This is a genomic window from Hyphomonas sp. (genome assembly GCF_017792385.1).
In the GTDB taxonomy this organism is placed as follows: domain Bacteria; phylum Pseudomonadota; class Alphaproteobacteria; order Caulobacterales; family Hyphomonadaceae; genus Hyphomonas.
Map to the genome: position 1 here is coordinate 2819091 of NZ_CP051230.1, position 22921 is coordinate 2842011.

General features: G+C 60.1%; 20 protein-coding genes and 1 pseudogene. 8 read left to right on the forward strand and 13 right to left on the reverse strand.

Annotated elements, in window-relative coordinates; translation table 11 throughout:
* Positions 1–5: 5 nt before the first annotated feature.
* The 5 genes and pseudogenes from HF955_RS13690 to HF955_RS13710 form a co-directional block, all read right to left on the reverse strand.
* Entirely contained in the window at positions 6–1220 is a 1215-nt protein-coding gene (locus HF955_RS13690; RefSeq protein WP_291075796.1) for a glycosyltransferase, read from the reverse strand.
* A gap of 18 nt (positions 1221–1238) precedes the next feature.
* Positions 1239–2219 (reverse strand): glycosyltransferase family A protein, encoded by a 981-nt coding sequence (locus tag HF955_RS13695; RefSeq protein WP_291075797.1) that lies wholly within the window; start codon positions 2217–2219, stop codon positions 1239–1241.
* A 27-nt stretch (positions 2220–2246) separates the two neighbouring features.
* Positions 2247–2696 (reverse strand): twin-arginine translocation signal domain-containing protein, encoded by a 450-nt coding sequence (locus tag HF955_RS13700; protein WP_291075799.1) that lies wholly within the window; start codon positions 2694–2696, stop codon positions 2247–2249.
* Positions 2696–4156 (reverse strand): GMC oxidoreductase, encoded by a 1461-nt coding sequence (locus HF955_RS13705; protein WP_291075801.1) that lies wholly within the window; start codon positions 4154–4156, stop codon positions 2696–2698. The genes HF955_RS13700 and HF955_RS13705 overlap by 1 nt, the downstream gene beginning before the upstream one ends.
* Before the next feature lie 31 nt (positions 4157–4187).
* Positions 4188–5172, reverse strand: a pseudogene (locus tag HF955_RS13710) (SDR family oxidoreductase).
* A 178-nt stretch (positions 5173–5350) separates the two neighbouring features.
* Between HF955_RS13710 and HF955_RS13715 the strand changes: the two are divergent.
* Positions 5351–6463 (forward strand): NAD(P)/FAD-dependent oxidoreductase, encoded by a 1113-nt coding sequence (locus HF955_RS13715; protein WP_291075805.1) that lies wholly within the window; start codon positions 5351–5353, stop codon positions 6461–6463.
* Here HF955_RS13715 and HF955_RS13720 read toward each other — a convergent pair.
* Entirely contained in the window at positions 6460–7794 is a 1335-nt protein-coding gene (locus HF955_RS13720) for an FAD-dependent oxidoreductase (protein WP_291075806.1), read from the reverse strand. The genes HF955_RS13715 and HF955_RS13720 overlap by 4 nt on opposite strands.
* Positions 7795–7973: 179 nt before the next feature.
* On the opposite strand from HF955_RS13720, the gene HF955_RS13725 reads away from it, so the two are divergent.
* Both HF955_RS13725 and HF955_RS13730 read left to right on the forward strand, forming a co-directional pair.
* Entirely contained in the window at positions 7974–8414 is a 441-nt protein-coding gene (locus HF955_RS13725) for a dTDP-4-dehydrorhamnose 3,5-epimerase family protein (RefSeq protein ID WP_291075808.1), read from the forward strand.
* A gap of 22 nt (positions 8415–8436) precedes the next feature.
* On the forward strand, positions 8437–9345 hold the full coding sequence (locus HF955_RS13730; RefSeq protein ID WP_291075810.1) for an NAD(P)-dependent oxidoreductase: 909 nt from the start codon (positions 8437–8439) through the stop codon (positions 9343–9345).
* A 129-nt stretch (positions 9346–9474) separates the two neighbouring features.
* Here HF955_RS13730 and HF955_RS13735 read toward each other — a convergent pair whose 3' ends face one another.
* The 4 genes from HF955_RS13735 to HF955_RS13750 form a co-directional block, all read right to left on the reverse strand.
* Positions 9475–10131 carry a sugar transferase gene (locus HF955_RS13735; protein WP_291075811.1) on the reverse strand — a complete coding sequence of 219 codons (657 nt, stop codon included), beginning with the start codon at positions 10129–10131 and terminating at the stop codon, positions 9475–9477.
* A 403-nt stretch (positions 10132–10534) separates the two neighbouring features.
* A complete protein-coding gene (locus HF955_RS13740; RefSeq protein ID WP_291075812.1) occupies positions 10535–11122 on the reverse strand; it encodes a polysaccharide biosynthesis/export family protein in 588 nt (195 codons plus the stop codon).
* A 51-nt stretch (positions 11123–11173) separates the two neighbouring features.
* Positions 11174–12097, reverse strand: a complete 924-nt coding sequence (locus HF955_RS13745; protein ID WP_291075814.1) for a metallophosphoesterase family protein — start codon at positions 12095–12097, stop codon at positions 11174–11176.
* Between the two features lie 25 nt (positions 12098–12122).
* Positions 12123–13190 (reverse strand): glycosyltransferase family 2 protein, encoded by a 1068-nt coding sequence (locus HF955_RS13750; protein WP_291075816.1) that lies wholly within the window; start codon positions 13188–13190, stop codon positions 12123–12125.
* Positions 13191–13365: 175 nt separating this feature from the next.
* Here HF955_RS13750 and HF955_RS13755 point away from each other — a divergent pair, with 175 nt between their 5' ends.
* The 4 genes from HF955_RS13755 (at position 13366) to HF955_RS13770 (ending at position 17835) form a co-directional block, all read left to right on the forward strand.
* Positions 13366–13656, forward strand: a complete 291-nt coding sequence (locus tag HF955_RS13755) for an antibiotic biosynthesis monooxygenase (RefSeq protein ID WP_027838587.1) — start codon at positions 13366–13368, stop codon at positions 13654–13656.
* 14 nt (positions 13657–13670) lie between these two features.
* Positions 13671–14894 (forward strand): acyl-CoA dehydrogenase family protein, encoded by a 1224-nt coding sequence (locus HF955_RS13760; RefSeq protein ID WP_291075820.1) that lies wholly within the window; start codon positions 13671–13673, stop codon positions 14892–14894.
* Entirely contained in the window at positions 14891–16345 is a 1455-nt protein-coding gene (locus HF955_RS13765; RefSeq protein ID WP_291075822.1) for an MFS transporter, read from the forward strand. The genes HF955_RS13760 and HF955_RS13765 overlap by 4 nt, the downstream gene beginning before the upstream one ends.
* A gap of 86 nt (positions 16346–16431) precedes the next feature.
* Positions 16432–17835 (forward strand): Do family serine endopeptidase, encoded by a 1404-nt coding sequence (locus tag HF955_RS13770; RefSeq protein WP_291075824.1) that lies wholly within the window; start codon positions 16432–16434, stop codon positions 17833–17835.
* A 12-nt stretch (positions 17836–17847) separates the two neighbouring features.
* Here the strand turns inward: HF955_RS13770 and HF955_RS13775 are convergent, their stop codons facing one another.
* The 3 genes from HF955_RS13775 to HF955_RS13785 all read right to left on the reverse strand — a co-directional run bounded on the left by HF955_RS13775 (position 17848) and on the right by HF955_RS13785 (position 21552).
* Entirely contained in the window at positions 17848–19236 is a 1389-nt protein-coding gene (locus HF955_RS13775) for a hypothetical protein (protein WP_291075826.1), read from the reverse strand.
* 151 nt (positions 19237–19387) lie between these two features.
* Positions 19388–20653 (reverse strand): cytochrome P450, encoded by a 1266-nt coding sequence (locus tag HF955_RS13780; RefSeq protein ID WP_027838582.1) that lies wholly within the window; start codon positions 20651–20653, stop codon positions 19388–19390.
* 56 nt (positions 20654–20709) lie between these two features.
* On the reverse strand, positions 20710–21552 hold the full coding sequence (locus HF955_RS13785) for a TauD/TfdA family dioxygenase (RefSeq protein WP_291075829.1): 843 nt from the start codon (positions 21550–21552) through the stop codon (positions 20710–20712).
* 61 nt (positions 21553–21613) lie between these two features.
* On the opposite strand from HF955_RS13785, the gene HF955_RS13790 reads away from it, so the two are divergent.
* Entirely contained in the window at positions 21614–22921 is a 1308-nt protein-coding gene (locus HF955_RS13790; protein ID WP_291075831.1) for a replication-associated recombination protein A, read from the forward strand.

The window sequence follows — 22921 nt, forward strand, 5'->3', positions numbered from 1 at the left end:
ACCTCTTATGCGCCCGGTTCCGCAGCCGGCTGCGACCGGTCCGCCGCCTCCCGGCAAAGCTTCTCCAACTGATCGTTCAGCATGTCCGAATTGAATTTAGATTCTATGACCAGCCTGGCCTGCTGCGCCATTTTTGCGGCGTCTTCCGGATTTTGCAGCAGCGTGAGGATATTGTCGGCGACCTGGTCGACATTGCGCTCTTCCGACAGGAGGCCGGAGACGCCGTGCTCGATCAATTCCGGAATGCCGCTATGATAGGTCGAGATCACGCTGACACCGCTGGCCATGGCTTCCATCAGGGACAGCGGAATTCCCTCCATATCCCCGTCGGAGGATACGACGCTGGGCAGGATCAGGGCGTCGGAGCGCTCAAGCGCGCTGACCACATCCTTGTGGGGCAGGGCGCCGGAAAACAGGACCCGGTCTTCGAGGCCGAGATCCCGGACAAGGTCCGCCAGCGGCTGTTCCAGCGGACCGGACCCGATGAGTTCAAACCGGATCGGCGCGTCGGGCATGCGCTCAAGCGCCCGGCCTACGCCGCGAATGGCGTATTCGAGTCCCTTTTTCTCGACAAACCGGCACACAGTCACGAGATTCAACGGCGCGTCAGCTTCCCGTGTGCGAGGCTGAAAGCGGAATTCGTCGACCTTTACCCCCATCCTGTGGACATGAATTGTGTCCGGCGTGGCGCCGAACTCCTTCAGGCGTCCGGCCCAGAAGTCACTGACCGGCATCAGCAATTCACCTGACGCAATAAGCTCGTCATATTGATGGACATCATTGCGCAGCAGGCTGCGGGACATGTCATCGCCATGGAAGATGGTCAGGATACGGGCGCGGTCCGGCATGTCGCGGGCGCTGGCCAGGACTTGTGCCCCGAACCAGCCGAAATTGCAGATGACGACGTCATTGTCCCCGCACAGCGCCCGTTCATGCCGGCGTGTCAGAAATCTCCGTACCCGATACGGCAATTTTGCGCGCAGTCCGGCCAGAACCGGCGACGCGGGCAGCACATAGTCCAGCCCCGCCAGTCCCTCCGGTGCGGCGCCGATCTCTTCCGGCCCGGATCTCTGGTCCGCCAGAATGGAGACATTGTGGCCGCGCGCAATCATGCCCTCGATCTGACTCAGGACAAAGGTCTCGGACAGTTTCGGAAAAGTCCCGACACGGAATCCGATATTCAGGGGCTTGCCGGGCGGTTGCGGGGGGGAGGAGGGCATGTCTCGATCCTGCTCGGTTTAGCTGGGCCAGCCGGACCAGTATTTGCGCACGCCCAGCCGGATCAGGGCCCAGTCAATCCAGGCATCGGCATAGGTCAGCAGATTGGTCGGGCCTCTCTGTTGCTCCAGGGCTTCGAAATGCCGCTCGACCGCTTCCGGACCATATTCCTTCTTCCAGCGCAGGGCGCGGCGGAAATAATGACGGCAATAGCGACGGGACACGCGGTCGAATTCCTCGTTCGACAACACGTCCGGGCCATGTTCGTACAGCGTGTTCAGCCAGTCGACGAAATGGGTGTTCTTCTTCACGATGGTTGCAGCCGTCTGGGAGCCTTCATGAATGCGGACCCATCCCAGCCGCTCATGCACCATCCCGAACTTTCCACGTTTCAGAATGGCCAGCACGGATTCGAAATCCGCGCCGGTGTAGCGGTCATCATAAACCGGATTGCGCCAGTCCATCACATCCCGGCGCATCAGCATGTGCACCGCGAAGAATCCCATTTCATTGAGGAAGAAACGCCGCACGACTTCATTGCCTTCCATGACCTTCTGTCCTTCCGGCCAGACGAAGGGGATCGGATCGTCATTCTTGGAGATGTTGGTGCCGACGAGAAGGATATCGTCATCGGACTCGGCAATCTCGACCATCTTGCTGGTGCAGGTGATCGACATCGTATCGTCCGCACACAGCAGGCGGACATATTTGGCGTCCGCCGGTGCGTGGCTCATCGCCGTGTTCCAGTTGGAGTAGAGCGGCAGCACCTCGTCATTCCTGTGCAGGATGATGGGCACATTCCTGGCTTCGTACGCAGCCAGGATTTCAGCCGTTCCATCCGTGCTGCAATTGTCGAGTACGACATGGACGAGGTTTGGATAGTCCTGTGCCTGGACGCAATCCAGCGTTTCGCGGATGAACTCCGCGCCATTGTAGACGGGGGTGATGATGGCAACTTTTGGCGGCGTCGCCGCGACAGTCTCTGAAGTTTCTGTAGACATGGAAATCCTGGGATCAGAATGGGGGGGTCAATCAAATCCGAACCGGGCGAACGGGTTCGGGCAGGGACGTTCGGGGTCGATGCCCCAATAGGTAATGGTGTCTTCGCGGGGGTCGTCGAAGAGAAAGAAGTCGGAATAGGTCAGGAATTGTGTCACGGCCAGGTCTTCAATGTCGGCCAGCTTCTGGCGGAACGCCCCGATGCCCATGACCCGCTTGACGCCGATCAGGCCGCTCAGGATGGAGGTTGCGCGCAGCTTGATGTCCGCCTTGAGGTCGGAAAACTGCAGCCGGAAGAAATCCTGCTTGAAGAGTTCGAGACCATCCGGGTCGAAGCTGACGCCGGGCAGGGCACGTCTCAGCACATCTTCCAGCAATTGCTCTCGTGTGCGGAACAGGGCCCAGCCCCCTCCGACCACGGCAACGCCTCCGGCCCCAGCGCCGGCTCTCAGGAAATTGCGTCTCGACAGTTCGAACATCACAGAACTCCCAGATTGGCATGGGCGGCTTGTGCCGCCTTCAGGGACAGGGCGGCAGCCGTCAGGCTGGGATTGGACACGCTGCAGCTGGCCCAGACAGAGGTGCCGACGCAGGTCAGGTTTCTCACGGAATGGTGGACGAGATCCTTGTCGACAATGGATTGAGCCGGATCATCACCCATTCTCAGCGTTCCCTGGATATGCGCATTCGTGCCGCCCTTGCGCACCAGATTGATGCCCTCGATCGGCAGGGGCGCAAGCGCCGCTTCCAGCTGGCTCTCCACGATTTTCAAGCCTTCATAGGCATAGGGGGACCAGTCCGGATGATCGACCAGTGGCAAGTCGCCTTCGCCCAGCGCCACCCGATTGGTGCTCTGCGGAATGTCTTCGACCACGACCAGGACCGGCAGGACCTGTCGCCATCGGCCATACTCTGTACGCAAACCGGTGGTCCAGCGGTTCTCCGTGAAGATGGCCGCTGCGCCGTGCCGTGACCGGTCTGCCGAGTCGTAGAGGGTATAATTGATCCCGGTGGAGGCCTGCCCGCCGTCAAACGAGTCCACGCCGTCCAGAAGGAGTTCGTACACAGCCGGCAGCTTTTCATGCAGGTAGCGGCCGAGTGCGGGGTGGTCCATGCCCGACTTCATGAGGATGTGCGGACTCTGAATGGCATTGGCGCCGAGGATTACCTGGTCGCCGATGGCTGTGTGATCCTGTCCGCCATGAGTGTAGTGCACGGCCTTGACCGTGTTGCCTTCGATGTCGAAATGGGTGACCCGCGCTTCGACCATCACGAAAGTGTTGTCCGCCTCAAGTAGATGCATCATCGAATTGAGGGCGGTGAACTTGGCATCCACCGGGCACAGATTGCACCGGCTGGTCGAGCAGCAGGGTCCGCGACCATTCTCGGCAATGCGCAGACGGGCGGATGGAATGGCGAAATGCCTGTCCGGGTTTGCCGCCTTGATTATCTCGTCCGGTGTGGACAGACGATGCGACGGCTGCGGATAGGGCGCTGTGCCGCTGTAGCGATATTCCAGGTCGCTTGGGCCGGAAATCCGCATGATGTCTTCGGCTTCCCGATAGTGGGAGATCAGATCCTCATAGGTCACCGGCCAGTCGACCCCGACACCATAGCGGGACTTCATCTTGAAATCGTTCGGCCCCATGCGCGGCGTGAGGCCCCACCAGCAATTTGTGCCGCCGCCAAGACCGATCGTGGTGCGCCAGGTCTTCTGGTCGTCGGACACGCGGACATAGGAATCCGTGTATCCGACGTCGGAATTGTGACCATGCTCCATCTGCCAGTCGCGCGTATGGTGCTTGCCCCATTCCAGAACCAGAATGCGGGCGCGGGGATTCAGCTCCCGGTATTTTTGCAGATAGAACAGCGAGCCAAAGCCCGTGCCGACCACGACGAGATCATAGGTGTTGTCTGCAGGTGCATGCTCGATGAACATCTCGGTTACTTATCCCCCCGAGTATAATTCCTCAAAGATCAGGCGCGGACCAGTACAAATCGTCGCTCAACAGTCCATTTGCCTTATATTTCATCAACATTTTGAGGCGGGTATAGGGAGGTGCCTGGAATACTTCCGGAGTCATGTCGATGGCCTTGAAGACCTTGTGCAACTGCGCGGCGCCCTTTTCGGCGGTCCACTGACACTCGAAATCCGGCATCAGCTTGCGGATCTTGTCGAAATTCACGCGATAGGACCGATTGTCTGCGGACGGCTCGCCCACGGTCAGTTTGCAGTCCGGGAATTCTGCGGCAACGATCTTCGCAATGTCGATCACGCGATAATTCTGGTCGGTGGAACCGACATTCATGCGTTGGCCGGCAATCTTGTCCTGATCGGCCTTGAGGGCGCAATATACCGCCTGACACATGTCGAGCGCGTGGACGAGCGGACGCCAGGGCTTGCCGTCGGACAGCAGCTTGATTTCCTTCGTTGTCCAGGCGAGACCGCACAGATCGTTAAGAACGATGTCGAAACGCTGGCGCGGGCTTGCACCATAGGCGGTGGCGTTGCGCATGAAGCAGGTGGTGAAGTTTGCATCATTCATCGGCGTCAGGTCATTCTCGACCTTCACCTTGCATTCCGCATACGCGGTCTGCGGGTTCACTTCGCTGGTTTCATCCAGCACTTCGTCATTCTTCCCGACTCCGTAGACGGAGCAGGATGACATGTAGACGAAGCGCTTCACGCCAGCCTTGCGGGCTTCATTGGCGAGGCGAACAGAGCCCTGATGGTTGATCTGGAAGGTCAGTTCCGGATTTTGCTGGCCGAGCGGGTCATTGGACAATTCTGCAAGGTGCGCGATGGCGTCAAAGCCCTGCAGGTCTTCCGCCGCATAGCCAGCCTTCACGGTAGAAGCCGGTATCCAGGCCGACCGCATCGATGCCGCGGCTCAGGAGGTACGGACCGAGCAGGGCGCCGATATAGCCATCCGCTCCAGTAAACAAAACACGCATATGAGAGTCCCCTAGGATAATCTGTGGCTCCAACCTTGGCGGGAGTGTTCTGTTTTGACCCAGACACGCGATCCTGCCGCAATTGGCTTGAATATAGGGGCCAAGTAGCAATATCCGGGCCGCAAATAAAACGGAATCCCGGTTAGCGTGGTCGATTGTTTTGTTTTAACTAGCCCATATGGAATCAGGATTTGAAATCGAATGCGTCATTGTGGGGGCAGGCGTGGTCGGACTGGCCTGTGCCCGGGCGCTGGCGCGCGCCGGACGTGATGTCCTCATCATTGAAAAGGCGGCCGATATCGGGATGGAAACGAGTTCCCGGAACTCCGAAGTCATCCATGCGGGCATTTACTATCCCGAAGGATCCATGAAGGCGAAGGCCTGCGTGGAAGGCCGGCATGATCTGTACGCCTATCTGGACTCCCGCTCGCTGCCCTATCGCAAATGCGGCAAGCTGATCGTTGCCACCAGTGAGGCCCAGGCGGAGGATCTCGAACGCATTGCCCGCCATGCCTGGAAAAATGGCGTGGAGGACCTTGGCATCATCGACGGCGCGCAGGCGCGCCAGCTGGAGCCCGCGTTGAACGCCATGCGGGCCCTGCATTCGCCGTCGACCGGCATTCTGGACAGCCACGCCTACATGGTCAGCCTGCGCGGCGAGGCCGAGGATCATGGCGCCATGATCGCGTTCAAGACGGAAATCGTGTCCAGCGAAATCCTGCCGGATGGCCGCTGCCGTCTGGTCTGCGAGGGAGACGAGACAAGCGAGATCACGACCCGCCTTCTGGTCAATTCGGCGGGGCTGGCGGCACCCGCGCTGGCCGCCGGGATGGAGGGCTTCCCGAAGGTGCATGTGCCGAAAGCCTATCTCGCCAAGGGCAATTACTTCTCTCTTGTCGGCAGGACGCCCTTTTCCCGCCTCATCTATCCGGTGCCGGAACCCGGCGGCCTGGGGGTTCACCTGACCCTGGACATGGGTGGGCAGGCCCGCTTCGGGCCGGATGTCGAATGGATTGAGCGGATGGATTATGAAGTGGATCCGGCGCGCGCGCTCGGCTTCTACGCCGCCATTCGCAGGTATTGGCCGGGTCTGCCGGACGAATCCCTTGCGCCGGCCTATGCCGGCATCCGTCCGAAGATTGCCGGACCGGGCGAGCCGAATGCCGATTTCTGCCTGATGGGACCCGAGACGCATGGCCTCGACGGGCAAGTGCACCTGTTCGGCATCGAAAGCCCCGGCCTGACGTCCAGTCTGGCCATAGCCGGGGCAGTCGAGGCGATGCTGCGCTAGGCTTCAGCCGCGTAGTTCATGACCATGTTGGCGGCGCGTTCGCCGGAGATGAAGCTTTCATCGGTCCAGATATAGGCCCAGTCGCCGTACCGGCCGCAATAGGCCACACCGACATCCTTGAGATAGTCATGCACCAGTTTCAGGCATTTCGGCCGGTCATGATCGAAGATCACATTGCCCCATGGCGCATAAAGAGTGGAGGTGTGGATGATTTCCTCGCGGTCCTGGATATAGCCGATCTTCATCAGGCTCTGGATCGTGGGCTCGATCCAGTCTTCCAGCGTGCCGGTCATCGGCTTCCATTTGTCTGAAAAATAGATCTCGGCCTGGATCGCACCACACCCGTCCGGCGCAACGTGGGGCGAGAACATGTGCGGGAAGGACAGGCGCGAGAACGGAATGTCCGCGTCGTAGAAATAGGTCCAGTGACAATCGGACACGTTCGCCCGGTTCACGCCGATATTGATCAGCACAACCTGGCTGCAGGAGAGCAGCGCGGCCGCCTCGCGCACTTCAGCCGGGGCGTCTTTGATCAGCGGGATCAGGGCAGGCAGCGGAATGGACGAGATCAGCTTCTCGTACGGGGCCTGTCCGCCATGCGAGAAGGTCAGCATCTTTTCCTTCGTGTCGATCACGGTCACGCGATGATTGAGATGAACCTCGGAGCGCTGCGCGAACATGTCCAGATAGGACACGAAGCCGCCATTGGTGGGATAGCGGAAATCGGGGATGTAGTGGACATCCTGCGTATCCTTGTCGAGCGCGCCGTGAAGCACCTCTTCAAGGTCCGGCTGGTAAAGCCGCGGGCCCAGCCAGTCGGTGGTCAGGTTCTTTGCTTCAGTCGTGTGGTACTTCTTGGTGTACTCGCCCGGAAACGTGTCGCCGAAGGTCGGGCCGAATGCGGCGTGCAGCCAGTCCTGATAATTCCGGATCTCGCCATACTCATTGTTCTGGGCGTGGACGAAATCCTTGATGCAATCGACGATCAACTGACGGGGCAGGCCGGCCAGGTTCACCTGAGCCGGGTGCTTGATCCAGTGGCCCTGCCAGTAATTGTTCACGCGGGACGGAAATGCCTGAAAATCCTGGCCGACGCTTTCGGCGAACAGGGTCTTGATGCGCTCATTCTTGGTGAAGGAGATGTGCGGGCCCTCGTCGAAGATGAACCCGTCCTTGTAATCAAAGCTGGCCGTGTGGCCGCCAATATGGTCGCGGGCCTCATAGATGACCGGCTTGACGCCCTGGGAATGCAATTGGTGGGCGGCGCCGAAGCCGGCGCATCCAGCACCCAGGATGCGTACGCCGCTGTCGGTGTGATTGCCGTCGCTCATGAGGATCTCCGTGTCTTGTCCCGGTTTCGGGGCCGGTTGGCCCCGCCTGTCAGCGCAGCCCTTAGAATCTGGAAGTTTCGATACGATGAAACCGCAAGGAAAAGATTGTTAATCTCGGAATGCCATTTGCAAGCCGTGTACCGGAATCCAGTAATTGCACATCACTTCAGGGGACTGACATGAAATTTGTCGAGACGCCATTGAAAGGCGCGTTCGTGGTAGAGCAGGAGCCATTTTCCGATGCGCGCGGCTATTTTGCCCGCGCCTATTGCAAGGACGAACTCGCCGGCGTGGGGGCGGACTACGATTTCGTACAGGCCAACATGTCCGGAAACGTCGCCGCCGGCACGCTTCGCGGACTGCACTATCAGGACGAGACCGCGCCCGAAGCCAAGCTTCTGCGCTGCATTACCGGGGCGATCTTCGATGTCATCGTCGACATGCGCCCCGACTCGCCAACCCGGCACAAATGGTTCGGCGTCGAACTGACCGCCGAGAACCGGAAAGCCATTCTGATTCCCCCCCTGTTCGCGCATGCCTATCTGGCTCTGACCCCCGGGGCCGGTGACCGATGTGTCCGAGAAAGACCGCAATTGGCCAGATCTCGTGATCTGACCTGAAACCAGATGAACGGAATTGAACATGGCTGAAACCATTATTGTTACCGGCGGAACCGGATTCATCGGGCGGCACGCAGTTGAAGACCTCGTGGCGCGCGGCTTCAAGGTCATCGTTCCCACCAGCCGTGACATTACGGATGGAGTCGACGGGGCCACCTATCTTACCTGTGATCTGACCGATGCGGCAGACCGGGATAAGCTGATCGGCGAGGCCAATGCCTCCGGCCTTCTGCACATTGCCTGGCGCGCCGCCGTCAGCGGTTTGTGGGGCGCTCCAGAGAATATTGACTGGCTCCAGTCCAGCCTGGCACTTGGCCGGGCCTTTCTGGATGCGGGCGGCCAGCGGATCACGCTCTGCGGGTCGTGTGGCGAATATGACTGGACGTCCGGCATGTGCATCGAGGACCAGACTCCGCTACGCCCCAACACGATCTATGGAACCGCCAAAGTGTCCGTCATGCACGGCCTCTCGGCCATGTGCCAGACGGCCGGCGCAACGCTGGCCACGGGTCGTCCCTTCTTCATCTACGGGCCCAGAGAGCATGAAAGCCGTCTGACAGCCTATGTGATTCAGTGCCTGATGAGAGGCGAAGAGGCAGCCTGTTCGCACGGAATGCAGCTGCGCGACTACAGCCATGTGGCCGATGTTGGCCGGGGCATGGCTGCGCTTGCTGCCAGCAATCTGGCGGGCGAGTACAATATCGCAACCGGGGAAGCTGTTCGGGTAAAGGATGTCATCCTGGAGATCGCCAAGGCGATCGGTCGTCCGGAACTCGTGAAACTGGGTGCTCGGGAAGCGCCCGCCCATGAGCCGCCGCTGATCGTTGCCGACATGGCGAAGACGCGGGCATCCGGACTGGACTGGGCCCCGCGCTTCACGCTGGAATCGGGCGTTGCTGATACGATCGACTGGTTTCGCGCCAACGCCTGAGGGCCTCATAGGCAAGGGCATGGCTTTGCAAACAAACAGGAGAAGGCCGGGCATTTCTTGCCCGGCCTTTTTTCTTTTGCGGAGACTTTTGAAGTCCTTCCCGGCACTCGGCCGTCAGGGCGGCGGCTTCTAGCGGGCACCCTTCGAATTGAGCACAGCCGGCACGGTCAAGAACAGGATCTTGACGTCGGTCAGGAAGGACCGGGTGCGGGCATATTCCACATCCATCGCCACACGGGTCTCATAGGACGTGTCGCTGCGTCCGCGGACCTGCCACAGGCCTGTCAGGCCCGGACGAACAGCACAATAATGTTTGTAGTGCTCGCCATATTTGGCGATCTCGGTCTCGACAATCGGGCGCGGGCCGACGAGGGACATGTCCCCGCGAATGACATTGATCAGCTGCGGCAGCTCGTCGATGGAGCTCTTGCGGAGGAACTGGCCCAGAGGCGTGATGCGGGGATCGTGCGTCAGCTTCTGCGTTTCTGCCCATTCGCGCCGGGCATCGGGATCCGTCGCCAGCAGGACCTGCAGACGTTCAGCGGCGTCGGGCACCATCGAACGCAGCTTGAAGCAGGCAAAGGTCTTGCCGTCCTTGCCCTGGCGGGTCTGTGCGAAGACAGCCGGGGCGCCGTCCTGAAGACGAATGAGCAGGGCAACGACCAGGATCAGCGGTGCGGTGAAGACCAGAGCGCAGCTCGCCACTACGACGTCGAACAGACGCTTCGCGACTTGTTCCGTGCCCGAATGATCAGGCTGGCGTCGGAGCGTGGCGTACGTCGACATCTCCACTTCTCGTGACTCTTTAGAAAGTCTCAAACCCATTTTCGTCCCCTAGAATCTACACTCTTGCAAAGGGCTTACTGCCTCACCCAGTGCAATTGCTAACGAGCGGTTAACTCGGAAGATTGCTTGGATGTTTATTTCTTTCGGGGACGTTTGCAATCTCTGTACCGCGAATTCTTAAAATAATTAACGGTTGGGCTCAAATTTCGCGCCGTTGGGGAAAGTAAAGAGCAAATAATCGGCCTTTCGCTACACAAAACTGGCAGGTTCGAGGCAATTTTTGCCGCGACGTTCGAAGGTGACCGATTTTTGCACAGGCGCGTGCCACGCCGGGACACCCAGAATAGCAAAAGGGCGACGTCTGGTTAACGCCGCCCTTGGGTGATTCTCTTATAAACTTCGTTTAGAAAATGCGTTCGCCGATGCGGATCGTGTCGCCTGGCTTCACGGCCGTATTCGTGTCGAGCGTATAGGTTTGCTCATCGCCGGCTTCGACGCTCTTGATGTAGACCACTTTCTTGTTGGCCCGGTAGGTGAATCCCCCGGCAGCGGCAACCGCATTCAGCACGGTCAGGCCGGACGTGTAGGGATATTCGCCCGGAGAGCCGACTTCGCCGAGAATGTAATAGGGCCGGTAGTTGATCACTTCGGCGCTCACTCGCGGGTTCAGGATGTAGTCGCCATCCAGTGTTTCAACGATCTTGGATTCCAGTTCGGGTGTGGTCAGGCCAAGGGCCTCGACCTGGCCGACCAGAGGCAGGGAGATCGCGCCGGTGCCGTCCACATCGAATTCGCCGGAAAGATCGGGATGGCCGAAAACGGTGACGCGCAAGCGGTCGCCATTGCCAAGGACATAGGCAGGCGCGGACCGTTGCTGAAAGGAGGCGTCCGGCGCGTCCGATCTCTGAACGCCGGTACCGCTCTGGCAGGCCGACAAGGCCAGGAATGCAGCGGCAAGCAGGACCGTGCCGAGTGTGCGAAGAGTCATCATGTCCCCATATTCTCCGTAGTTGGGCGGTTGGGCCGCCATTCAGGGTGATCCCTAGACGGGACTGGTTTCCAGAAAGCTGATTTCCGATTTGAAAAGTTTCGCAGCGGACAGGCGGCCGCTGATAAAGGCGCCAGTATCAAGGCCGATGCGGCGATTGTCCCGGAAAATGCCATCAGCCGGCGTGTGCCCGTGAACAACCAGATGTTCAAAGGGTTGCGTGTCGTCGAGAAACTCGTCGCGGATCCACAGCATGTCCCGTTCGGATTGCTGATCCAGCGGCACGTTCGGACGCATGCCGGCATGGACGAACATGTAGTCTCCGGCCACGTGATAGGGCAGAAGCGAGCTGTAGAATGCCAGATGTTCCTGCGGCAGGCGGGCGCGAAACTCCTGCCAGACCTTTTCCCAGGCCTTTTGCGCAGCCTGCATTGCCTCGTGCGATGTCAGGCTGGTGCGCGTATTCGGGGGCTGGAAGCCATATGAGTAAAGCGTCTCGCCGCCGCCATAGCGGACCCATTGCTTGCCGAAGCTGGCGTCCTGAAGGAAGCGCAGCAACGCTTCTTCATGATTGCCCATCAGGAATACGGTCTCGAAATCCTTCAGCCGGTCGCTGACCAGAAGGTCGATCACATCCCGGGACTGCAAACCGCGATCAATGTAGTCTCCCAGGAAGACGAGCGTCCGCTTCGTGCCTTCGGGCAGCGAGGCGCTGTCTTCCTCGATCTGCTCGATGAGGCGTTCCAGAAGGTCCCGGCGGCCGTGAATATCGCCGATGGCATAAAGGCATTCGCCTTCCGGGGCGTGGGTAACCCGGTCGACAATTGGAGCGGCTTCGGAGCGGGTCGGTGTCTCGACCTGAACAGGGCCGCGCTCGAAATTCTTCCGCATGCGCGCGCGCAGGGAAGTCGCCGAGCGGGTCAATTGGCCCAGTCTCGCAATGAAGGACTTCTGGATCTGTTGCGGCAGTTTCGTCATTGCGGCTCTGTAATTAATGACTCGTTTATAGTGATTTTTGCCCAGAAACCAACGGGAACGCGCGTTTTCCGGACGTCGGAAACAAGGTCTCACGCAAGAATCCTGCCGCCCAGCTCATGTGCATCGTCCCCGATGCAAGACCTGCCAGAAGTCCGCAGGGCGAGCGCTTCCAGCCTGCAACGCCCAGCGAGGCAGCAAAAAGGACGCCCAGATAGCCCGCAGGCAGGATCAGTGCAGGCCAGAATATAGGAGCTGCCAACAGGCCCGATGTACTGCCCAAGAGGGCCAGAATGGGCAAAGCCTGCCGGATTTTCAGCTTGTGACGGTGCTTTCTGACGGTTCGCGCCCGTCCCTTGCCGTAATTGAAGTATTGTCGGGCCAGCGCGCGCACGCTGCCCCGCGGGATGTACTGGATGCGGATGTCGGCATTCAGGAAGATGCGTCCGTCTGCCTGGACCACCCGCTGGTCATATTCAGCGTCTTCGTTATGGGAAAACGTCTCGTCATAGCCGCCCACCATGCGAAAGACATCGATGTCGAAGCCGGCATGGTGCCCATGATCGACATAGGTCGACTTGCGGCCGCCGCGATGGGCCGATCCGCCCGATCCGAGCGGCGTGTCGACAATCCAGGCGTTCGCTTTCTCGAAGCAGGTCTGGCCGATTGCATCCATTGGAACGACGACCGAGGCGGCCTTGGTCGATTCCAGGGAGTCTGCGACGTCCAGAATGAAGTTCCGGGGATAGATCGAGTGTGCGTCACACCGGATCAGATAGCGGGTGCTTTCATCGGCATGCCGGTCGGCGGCCAGATTGAGCGCTGCCGATTGCAGGCGCTTCGGATTGTGCAGGACCCGCAGGTTCGGGAACTCCGCCATCAAGCCCCTGACGATCTCGACCGTGCGATCCGAACTTCCGCCATCCGCAACGGTCAGCGGAATTTCGCGCAGGCGGGCGTCTCCATGCATCAGGGAGCGGATACATGTCTCTATGTGGCGTTCCTCGTTCAATGTGGGAATCACTGCCAGCACTGTATGTGCTGCAGCCTCTCTCACCGGACGGTCGGCACGTTTTTCCATGACATCGCCAAACATAGGGGCCTCTGGAACCATTGATCGCAAGTGTTTCAGCAAGAAGCGTTCCACTTCCCCGCCTGCCTGCCGGAGCCCGGCAGAAACGGTATACGACACACCCGGACCCGACCTAACGTAAATCTTGCCGTGGGCTCCGAAAGTCCTAAGGATGATGCCGACACAGGAGGAAAACGACATGATTGGTGTGATTGCCAAACTGGCCATCCGCGATGGCAAGGAAGCGGAATTCGAGCAGGTCGCCAAGGATTTGATGGCGAAGGTGAAGGCCAATGAGCCGGGCTGCCTGACCTACCAGCTCTACAAGTCCAAGAAAGAGGCGAACACCTATATCTTCATGGAACAGTATGCGAGCCAGGCTGATCTCGATTCTCACGGCAAGACCGAGTATTTCGCCGCCGCCGGCCCGAAGCTGGGCGCCTGTCTCGCGGGGGCACCGGAAATTTCCTACTTTGACAGCATCGACTGAGCGGGGACTGGTCAATGGATCTTTCATTTACCCGGGAAGATCTCGACTTCCAGCAGGAAGTGCGAGACTGGATCGCTGAAGCCTACACGCCTGAATTGCGTGCAAAAATGGCCATGTCGAAGAATGGTTATCTCGACAAGGAAGGCCAGGTTGAATGGCAGAAAAAGCTATATGAAAAAGGTTGGGTCGCTCCGAACTGGCCCGAAAAGCATGGCGGACCGGGCCTGTCCCCGTCCCAGCGCTATATCCTGAACATGGAATTGTCGGCGGCCGGAACGCCGACGGTCAGCCCGATGGGCATTTCCATGGTTGCGCCCGTTCTGATGGCATTCGGGTCCGAAGAGCAGAAGGAAAAATACCTTCCTCCCATCCTCAGGTCCGATGTGTGGTGGTGTCAGGGCTATTCCGAACCGGGTGCCGGGTCGGACCTCGCCTCCCTCCAGATGAGCGCGGTGCGGGACGGTGACGACTACGTGCTGAACGGTTCCAAGATCTGGACGACGCACGCCCAATGGGCGGACATGATCTTCTGCCTTGTGCGCACCTCGAAGGAAGGTAAGCCACAGGAAGGCATCAGCTTCATCGTGTTTCCGATGACATTGCCCGGCATCACGGTGTCCGCGCTGCCGACCCTGGATGGTCCGCTCGAAGGCCAGCAGGAAATCAATCAGGTCTTCTTCGAGAATGTGCGTGTGCCGGTGGCCGAAGCGCTGGTGGGCGAGGAGAACAAGGGCTGGACCTACGCCAAGTACCTGCTGCAGTTCGAGCGGGGAAATGCCTACGCGCCCGGACTGCGCAACATGCTGCGCAAGGCCCGCAAGATTGCCAGCGTGGAACAAAATGATGGAGCGGCCCTGATCCGAGACCACGACTTCTCGCGGAAAATGGCCAATCTGGAAATCAAGGTGGACAGCCTGGATGCCACCGAACAGCGGATTTTCTCTGCCTTGTCGGCCGGTCAGGCTGTCGGCCCGGAAAGCTCGATGCTGAAATGCGAAGGGTCCGACACGCAACAGGCAATCACGGAACTGGTTCTGGAAGCGACCGGAGCCTATGCGGCGCCCTTCATCCAGGACAGTTTTGCCGTGGCCCGGGCTGGCGCGAATGCAAACCTGCCCATGCCGGAGTACGCCGTTCCCGTTGCGCCGAGCTATTTCAATTACCGCAAGACATCCATTTATGCCGGATCGAATGAGATCCAGCGCAACATCATGGCCAAGATGGTGCTGGGTCTGTGACCTCTGCGGCGGTTCCCGCGACTCGCCGGCCCGGCCTGCTGACACAGCTGGCCTATGGCTTCGGGGGAACCGCCGAAGGCATCAAGAATAACGGGTTCGACTATTTCCTGCTGTTCTTCTACAGCAACATTCTGGGTGTGCATGCTGGCCAGGTCGGACTGGCTTTGCTCGTGGCGCTGGTGGTCGATGCGATCTCGGACCCGGTCGTCGGCTACTGGTCGGACAATCTGCGAACCCGGCTGGGGCGGCGCCATCCATTCATGTACGGCGCGCTGATACCGGTCGCGGTCGCGTATTTCCTCGCCTGGAACCCGCCCGGTGACCTGACAGGTAATGAGCTTTTTCCCTGGCTAGTGGGTGTGACCATCGCCGTGAGGCTGGGATTTACCTTCTATGAGGTGCCCAGCAATGCGCTGGCGGCGGAGCTGACCTCCGACTATGACGCCCGGACCGGGTTGATGTCATTCCGCTATTTCTTCGCCTGGATGGGCGGGCTCTCGATCCAGATCCTTCTCCTGTTCTTCCTGCTGACCCCCACCGAAGAGGTGCCGAATGGCTTCTTCAACCTTCAGGGCTGGCATACCTATGGCCTCGTCGCGGCGGTCTGCATCCTGATAGCGGTCGCCGTCTGCGCGGGCGGCACGCATCGTCACATCAAGCATCTGAAAGCACCGCCCCAGGCGCGCAACCTCACCCTGACCCGGATCTTCCGGGAAATCTTCGAGACCGTTTCAAACCGGTCTTTTCGGGCCCTGTTTCTCGCGACCCTGTTCGGATTGCTGGCGACCGGAATTTCGGCCACGCTGAACCAGTATATCAACACCATCTTCTGGGGCTTTTCGCCGAAACAGATCGCTGGGCTGACGGTCGGCGTCTATGTTTCCGCCATCCTCGCCCTGGTCGTGGCGCCCTTGGCGGGGCGAGTTCTGGGCAAGAAGCGCGCCGCGATCCTGATTGGCATATTCGCATTCACGATAGCGCCATTGCCGGTCATTCTGCGTCTGTTCGGTCTGCTGCCTCCAAACGGCACCGAGGCGCTCTATACAATCATACTGGTCATCACCGTGTTCGATGTCGCGCTGATCATCGCCACTCAGATGTTGATGGGCGCCATGGTTGCCGACATCGTGGAGGACAGCGAACTTCAGACAGGTCGGCGGTCGGAAGGCATATTCTTCGCCGGGATCAGCTTCATCCGGAAACTGTCGCAAGGGGCAGGTGTGGTCACGGCCTCCTTCGTGCTCGCGGTTGCCGGCCTCAGCCAGGGCGTCGCGGCGCAGGCGCCCTCCAGCGAGTCGATCCGGCAGCTGGGAATTGGTTACGCCGCGAGCCTGCTGACCGCCTGGACGCTGATGCTGTTGTGTGTTTCGTTTTACCGGATCAGCCGGGAGAGCCACGAGGCCAATCTGGCGGCGCTGGCCGCGCGGGACGGGACAGAGACAACGCCCTGAAAAATCTCACTGATTTTTCATGAAGTGAGGAATTGCGCCCATCTGCGCGCCGCAATAGAGCCATAGTCATGGCCCATACACTCCGCATGACAAAACACGTTTCGAAACTCCTGGTTCTCGCCGGGCTTTCGGTGCTGGCGCTGCTTGCGCTGGCCATGATGCCACTGTTCGCACAGGCCCAGCGCCTGCCGCAGTCGCAGACGGAAATAGATCTCAGTTTCGCCCCGCTTGTCCGGGAGGCCTCTCCCGCCGTGGTAAACGTGTTCACCGAGCGCATGGTGTCCAATCGTGTCTCGCCGATGGAGCAATTGTTCTTTGGAGACATGATCCCGAAGCAGCGGCGTCAGAATTCGCTCGGGTCCGGTGTGATCGTCTCGCCCGATGGCGTGATCGTCACCAACAATCACGTCATCGACGGAGCCGACTCCTTCCGCGTTGTCCTGAATGACCGGCGCGAATTTCCGGCTGAACTTGTCCTGGCGGACGAGCGCACCGATCTGGCAGTTCTGAAGATTGATCCGGAAGGCGTTGTCTTGCCCACGCTGCCCTATGCAGACACGCGGGCGGCGCAGGTTGGCGACCTCGTCCTGGCGATCGGCAATCCGTTTGGCGTGGGCCAGACCGTCACGAGCGGCATTATTTCCGCAACCGCCCGGACCGATGTGGGCATTACCGACTATGCGTTTTTCCTGCAAACGGACGCCGCAGTGAACCCCGGAAACTCCGGTGGTGCCTTGGTGAACACCAGGGGCGAGCTTGTCGGTGTGAACACTGCGATCTTCTCGCGGTCGGGTGGTTCGAACGGAATCGGCTTTGCCATTCCTGCCGAAATGGTCAAACGCGTGGTCGATGCGGCCATGAATGAGGGAACTTTCGTTCGGCCCTGGCTTGGGCTTGCCGCCCAATCGGTCAGCTATGATATCGCCAAGGCGCAAGGGCTGGACAGGCCGGTCGGCGTCATGGTCACGGAAGTCTACGATGACGGTCCGGCGGACCAGTCCGGCTTGCGCCGCGGCGACCTCGTTACGGCCATTGACGGGCGCGAAGTGTATGACGAGAGGGGCCTGAAATTCCTCGCCGCCGTCCGCAATCCCGGAGAAGAGGCGATGCTGACCGTGCTGCGCGGCGGCAAGACGCAAAATATCGGCGTCACCGTTGAGCCGCCTCCGGGCGCGCGTGAAGCCGATGTGGTCCTGCTGGAAGGGCGCACCGCGTTTTCCGGCGCGCGCGTGGTCGAACTGTCTCCGCGTCTGGCCGAGGAAAACGGGCTGGACCCGTTCCAGAAAGGGTCGGGCATATATGTTTATTCGGTCATGCGCCGGTCGATCGCACGGAATTTCTTCCGGCCCGGTGACATCATCCGGACGGTAAACGGCGTTCAGACGAAGACCGTCAAGGATCTGGAAAACGCACTGGCGCAGGATTCCAGCAGCTGGGATATCGAAATCGAGCGCAACGGCCGCGTGGTGCGGGGCACCGTTCGCCTTTAAGCGGCGACCTGCTTATTCCGCAGCCACCCGCGTGCCCGCCGGAGGTGCTTCGTCGAACATGTCCATCATGATCCCATAGGCATGTTCCAGTGGAAGTTTGTCCGCATGGACACGGCTGCTGCCGTCACGGGATTGCACCCAGAAGGCCCCGTCGCGGCAGTGCTGGGAATTGTTCACCTGACCGACCAGCATGAACAGATCGTCGAAGGCGATGGATTTGCCCGTCTTGGCGTGCGTGAGTTCGAAGCCGGGCTCTGTCCTTGAGATCAACCCGCACCAGAACATCACGCGATTTCCGGTGCGGCGCCATTCCATGATCGTCTTGCCGTTTGACTGCAGGGCGTCGAGGGTCGCTTCGGCCTCGATGGCTGCGTCTTCGCTGTCAAAACTGGCCCAGGCCTGATGGGTCATCACGGGCTCGAAACTGGTCGGTTGCGGGCCGCCGGCCCAGGCGAACAAATCCTTGAAGCTGTGGGGCCGGTAGACGAATTTGCCGCCGATATGTTCGTAGCGTGTATTGGCTTCCTGGCTGAGCGCCGTGGCCAGAACGATGCGGCCGCTCGGCCCGACGAGATCGAACGCCTTGCCCACGATCGTGTCCATATGGCGATAGGAGTCTTCAACCGCGTCCCCGAAGTCCACCATTTCCCGTTCAGAGGGTTTCACCTGATAGGCATCCGGTTCCATATGGCGCCAGTAACGGTGCTGCAGGAACGCTGTCGAGTTCGCGAAGAAGGTCGCAAATTTCGGGCGGCGCGATGACCAGGTATTGGCAAACACGTCCCAGAGCATCCAGTCCAGCACAAGCGCGCGGCGCCACTTGCGGTCTCCGGACGAGGTCTTTTCGCCGGCAATCTGACTCATGGCGGTTGTGATCGTCTTCAGGGACAAGCCGTGGCCCAGCATGAACTTCACGAAGTTGAGGGCATCTGCCCGCGTCGGCCGGGCGTTCGGATTGGTGTGTTCGGCGACATGGAAGCTGATGAATTTGTGAAACGCGTCATAGGCCGGGTCGCTTGGGCGGACACCTGCGGACCAGGGATCCGGAACGAGAAAGACAGTGTCCTTGTGCGCAGAGTCGGCGTTCATCGATCCGAAGACAATGCTGTCCACTCCGGTTTCGGCCAGTCGGTCCCAGATGCGCGGCGTCTGGATGATATGGCCTTCGTCGAGTTCCTGGGCGCCATGCACGCTTTCGGGCTGGCCCGTGTGGAAGCTGGGCCACTGGACCCAGGGCTCAAGGGTCGGATCGTCGGTATGAGTGACATAGACGTCGGCGCTGTCATGCAGCTTCCTGAAATTCGGCAGGTCGCCGGCGTCCATCATGCGGTTCAGGATGGGCGGGCATAGCTCATTCAGTTCCAGAACGAGAATGGGTCCTGTCTTGTAATCTGACGTCATTGTCCAATGTCCCCTCGCGACCAGGCGCCTTCTGCGCTGATCGCCGATTTAATGCATGAAACGGGCCATATGTCGATTGCGCAGGCCGCCCTCAGCAGCTGCGAGAGGACAGGTGAAGGATCGCTGGCAGGCTTGCGCGTTGCGTGGGCGGTCAGGCCGGGTGTTTCGGGTGAAGGATTACCGGCAGCTGTTCATATCCCAGCACGAAATTGGACAGGACCCGTTTCGGTTCACCGGTGACTTCAATCCGGTCAAACCGTTTCAGGATCTCCTCCCAGAGGATGCGCAACTGCATTTCCGCGACCCGGTTGCCCATGCAGCGATGGATACCGAAACCAAAGGATAGATGCCGCCGTGCATTGTCCCGATCTATGCGGAATTCATCGGGGTCCTCGATCACGTCCTCATCCCGGTTTCCGGAGACGTACCACATGACGACCTTGTCGCCCTTGCGGATCTTCTGGCCGCCGAGTTCTGTGTCTTCGGTGGCGATCCGGCGCATGTGCGCCAGCGGCGTCTGATAGCGGATGATTTCCGACACCATGTTCGGGATCAGGGACGGGTCGGCCCGCAGCTTGTCATACTCGGCGGGGAACTTGTTCAGGAAGTACACACCGCCGGATATCGAGTTCCGTGTCGTGTCATTGCCGCCGACAATCAGCAGCATGAGATTGCCGAGCAGCTCGATCGGATTGTCCACCATGTGCTTTGTGTCGTCGCTGTGGGCCAGCAGGGAGATGAAATCGAATTTGCGCGGCTGGGCGGCGCGTTCATGCCAGAGCTGGGTGAAATAGGCGACGCACTCATTGAGGTGTTTCATCCGCCATTCCATGTCCGTGCCGACGACCCCCACCGCATCGCTGGTGGTGGCCACATCAGACCAGAAAGGCAGCTTGTGGCGGTCCTCGAAGGGGAAGTCGAACAGGGTTGCCAGCATCTGGGTGGTCAGCTCGATCGAGACCTTGTCGACCCAGTTGAATTCCTCGCCAACCGGCAGGCTGTCCAGAATGGTGCAGACGCGCTGCCGGATCAGGTCTTCGAGTTCCGATAATTGGGACGGCGCAACGGCAGGCTGCGCGACCTTGCGCTGGATGTCATGGATTGGCGGGTCCATCGCGATGAACATGGGCGGCTGGAAGTTATCGCTCGGGTCGCCGATGACGATGCTGGGTTCTGACGAGAACGTCTTGTGATTGGAGTCCACGGCAATGATGTCGTGATACTTCGTGACGGACCAATAGGCCCCAACCGCGCTTTCGGGGCAGTAGTGCACCGGAGCGTCCTGCCGCAATCGGCGGAAGTATTCGCCCTGCCGGTTGTTCAGGAATATCTCTGCTTTCGACACATCGAACGTGTCCAGCGGCAGGCTCCAGGGATCTGGAATCGTGCCTTCCGCCTCATACTCAGTATCGGCCATGCTTTCCTCCCGTTTTTTCTTTCACTGTACGTGCGAAACTGGTGGCGGGCTAGCGGTCAGGCAGAGCCAATTGTTGTGCGGTGCAACAGGCGTGCGTGGCCGGGATACCCTCCGGTTGCCATGTGAAGCAGGCAGCGATTGTCCCACATAAGCAACATGTTCGGCTGCCAGGTGTGGCGATACTGGAATTCAGGACGGGTCTGCCAGCGATAGAGTTCGGTCAGCAAATCCCATCCATCTTCCGCGCTCATGCCTTCAAACCCGGTGATATATCCAGCGGAGCCAAACACCGCCTTGCGGCCTGTTTCCGGATGCACCCGGATGATGTCATGGGTCTGGCTCGCTTGCGCTTCATTCGAGGCGATGATGGTCATGCTGCGGCCGCTGGCCTTGTCGGCGTCCCCGTACATGCCGTCCGGGGCATAGGCGTTCCGGGCCGAATGGATGGCGCGGCGGCCATCGAGCCGGGCTTTCAGATCATCCGGCATCCGCTCGTATGCCAGATACTGGTTTGCAAACAGCGTGTCGCCGCCCATGGGCGGGATCGTGATTCCGAACAGGCACGTACCGCTGGGCGGGGACGATTGAAAGCTCCAGTCCGTGTGCCAGCTTTCAGCGAAGATCGGCGCGGTTTCGTCGGCCGCGCGCTGGACCGCGATGATATGTTCATGGCCGGGAATGGGCGCGATGAATGGATCGTCGCCAAACGGGCCGAAATATTGCGTGAACCGTTCCAGGTCCTCATCGCTCATCTTCTGGTCCGGAAAGGACAGGACCTGATGGTCCAGCCAGGCAGCGCGAATGGCTGCCACCGTGTCAGTGTCCAGCTCGCTTGTCAGGTCCACGCCGCGGATTTCTGCGCCGCAAGCCTGACCGGTCGGTATGATCTCCAGTGTCATTATATGTGTCTCCTCCACTTGGCACCTTATCACGCCACGCAATCGCGCCTAGAACGTGCGCATGAATGACCTGTTTTCCGCTTCCGGCCTGTCTGAAGGGGCGCCGCAGCCCCTCGCGGACCGTCTGCGCCCGAAAAGCCTGTCCGAAGTCGTCGGCCAGGACCACCTGCTCGGGCCGGACGGGCCATTGCGCCGGATGCTCGATGCCGGTCGCTTGTCGTCGATCATCCTTTGGGGCCCGCCGGGCGTGGGCAAGACCACGATCGCGCGCTTGCTGGCGGCCGAGACCGATCTCGAATTCGAAGCGATCAGTGCCATCTTCTCCGGTGTGAAGGATTTGCGCGCGGCGTTTGACCGGGCTGAGGCAAGGCGTTCAACAGGGAAGGGCACATTGCTCTTCGTCGACGAGATCCACCGGTTCAACAAGGCGCAGCAGGATGGGTTCCTCCCTTTCGTGGAAGGCGGCGTCGTGACCCTGGTCGGGGCGACAACCGAGAATCCGAGCTTCGAGATCAATGGGGCCCTTTTGTCCCGCTGCCAGGTCATGGTGCTGAAACGGCTGGACGAGGACGGTCTTGGCCGGCTGATTGCGCGGGCGGAAACTCTGGAGAAAAAGGATCTGCCTCTGGAGCCGGCCGCGCGGGACGCCCTGATCGACATGGCCGATGGCGACGGGCGTTATCTTCTGAATCTGGTCGAGCAGGTCTACACGTTCGCCGGTACGGGCGTGCCGCTCACCGTGGAGGCCATGTCTGCTGCCCTGCAGAAACGCGCCCCTGCCTATGACAAGACTGGTGACGGGCACTACAACCTGATTTCCGCCCTTCACAAGTCCGTGCGCGGATCGGATCCGGACGCGGCGATGTACTGGTTCGCGCGCATGCTCGAAGGCGGAGAGGATCCCCGCTTCATCGCGCGCCGCCTGGTGGTGATGGCCAGTGAAGATATCGGGCTGGCGGACCCGACCGCGATGCTGGTGGCCGGAGAGGCCGCGCGGGCATTCGAGCGCCTGGGCGAGCCGGAGGGGCTGATCCCCTTGGCGCATTGTGTTGTGCACCTGGCCACGGCGCCGAAATCCAATGCTGCCTACATGGCGCTGAAGAGGGCGCGCGCAGCGGCACGGGCCACCGGCAGCCTGATGCCGCCCAAGACAATCCTCAACGCGCCCACCGGGATGATGAAGGCGCAGGGCTATGGCGAGGGGTACATCTATGATCATGACACGGAGGAGGGCGTGTCCGGACAGAACTATTTTCCCGATGAGATGGACCGGCCGGTATTCTATGATCCCAAGGGACATGGCCGCGAACGTGCCGTGCTGGAGCGGATGAGGCATGTGTCCGATATCCGGAAGCGGACTCAGCGCTGA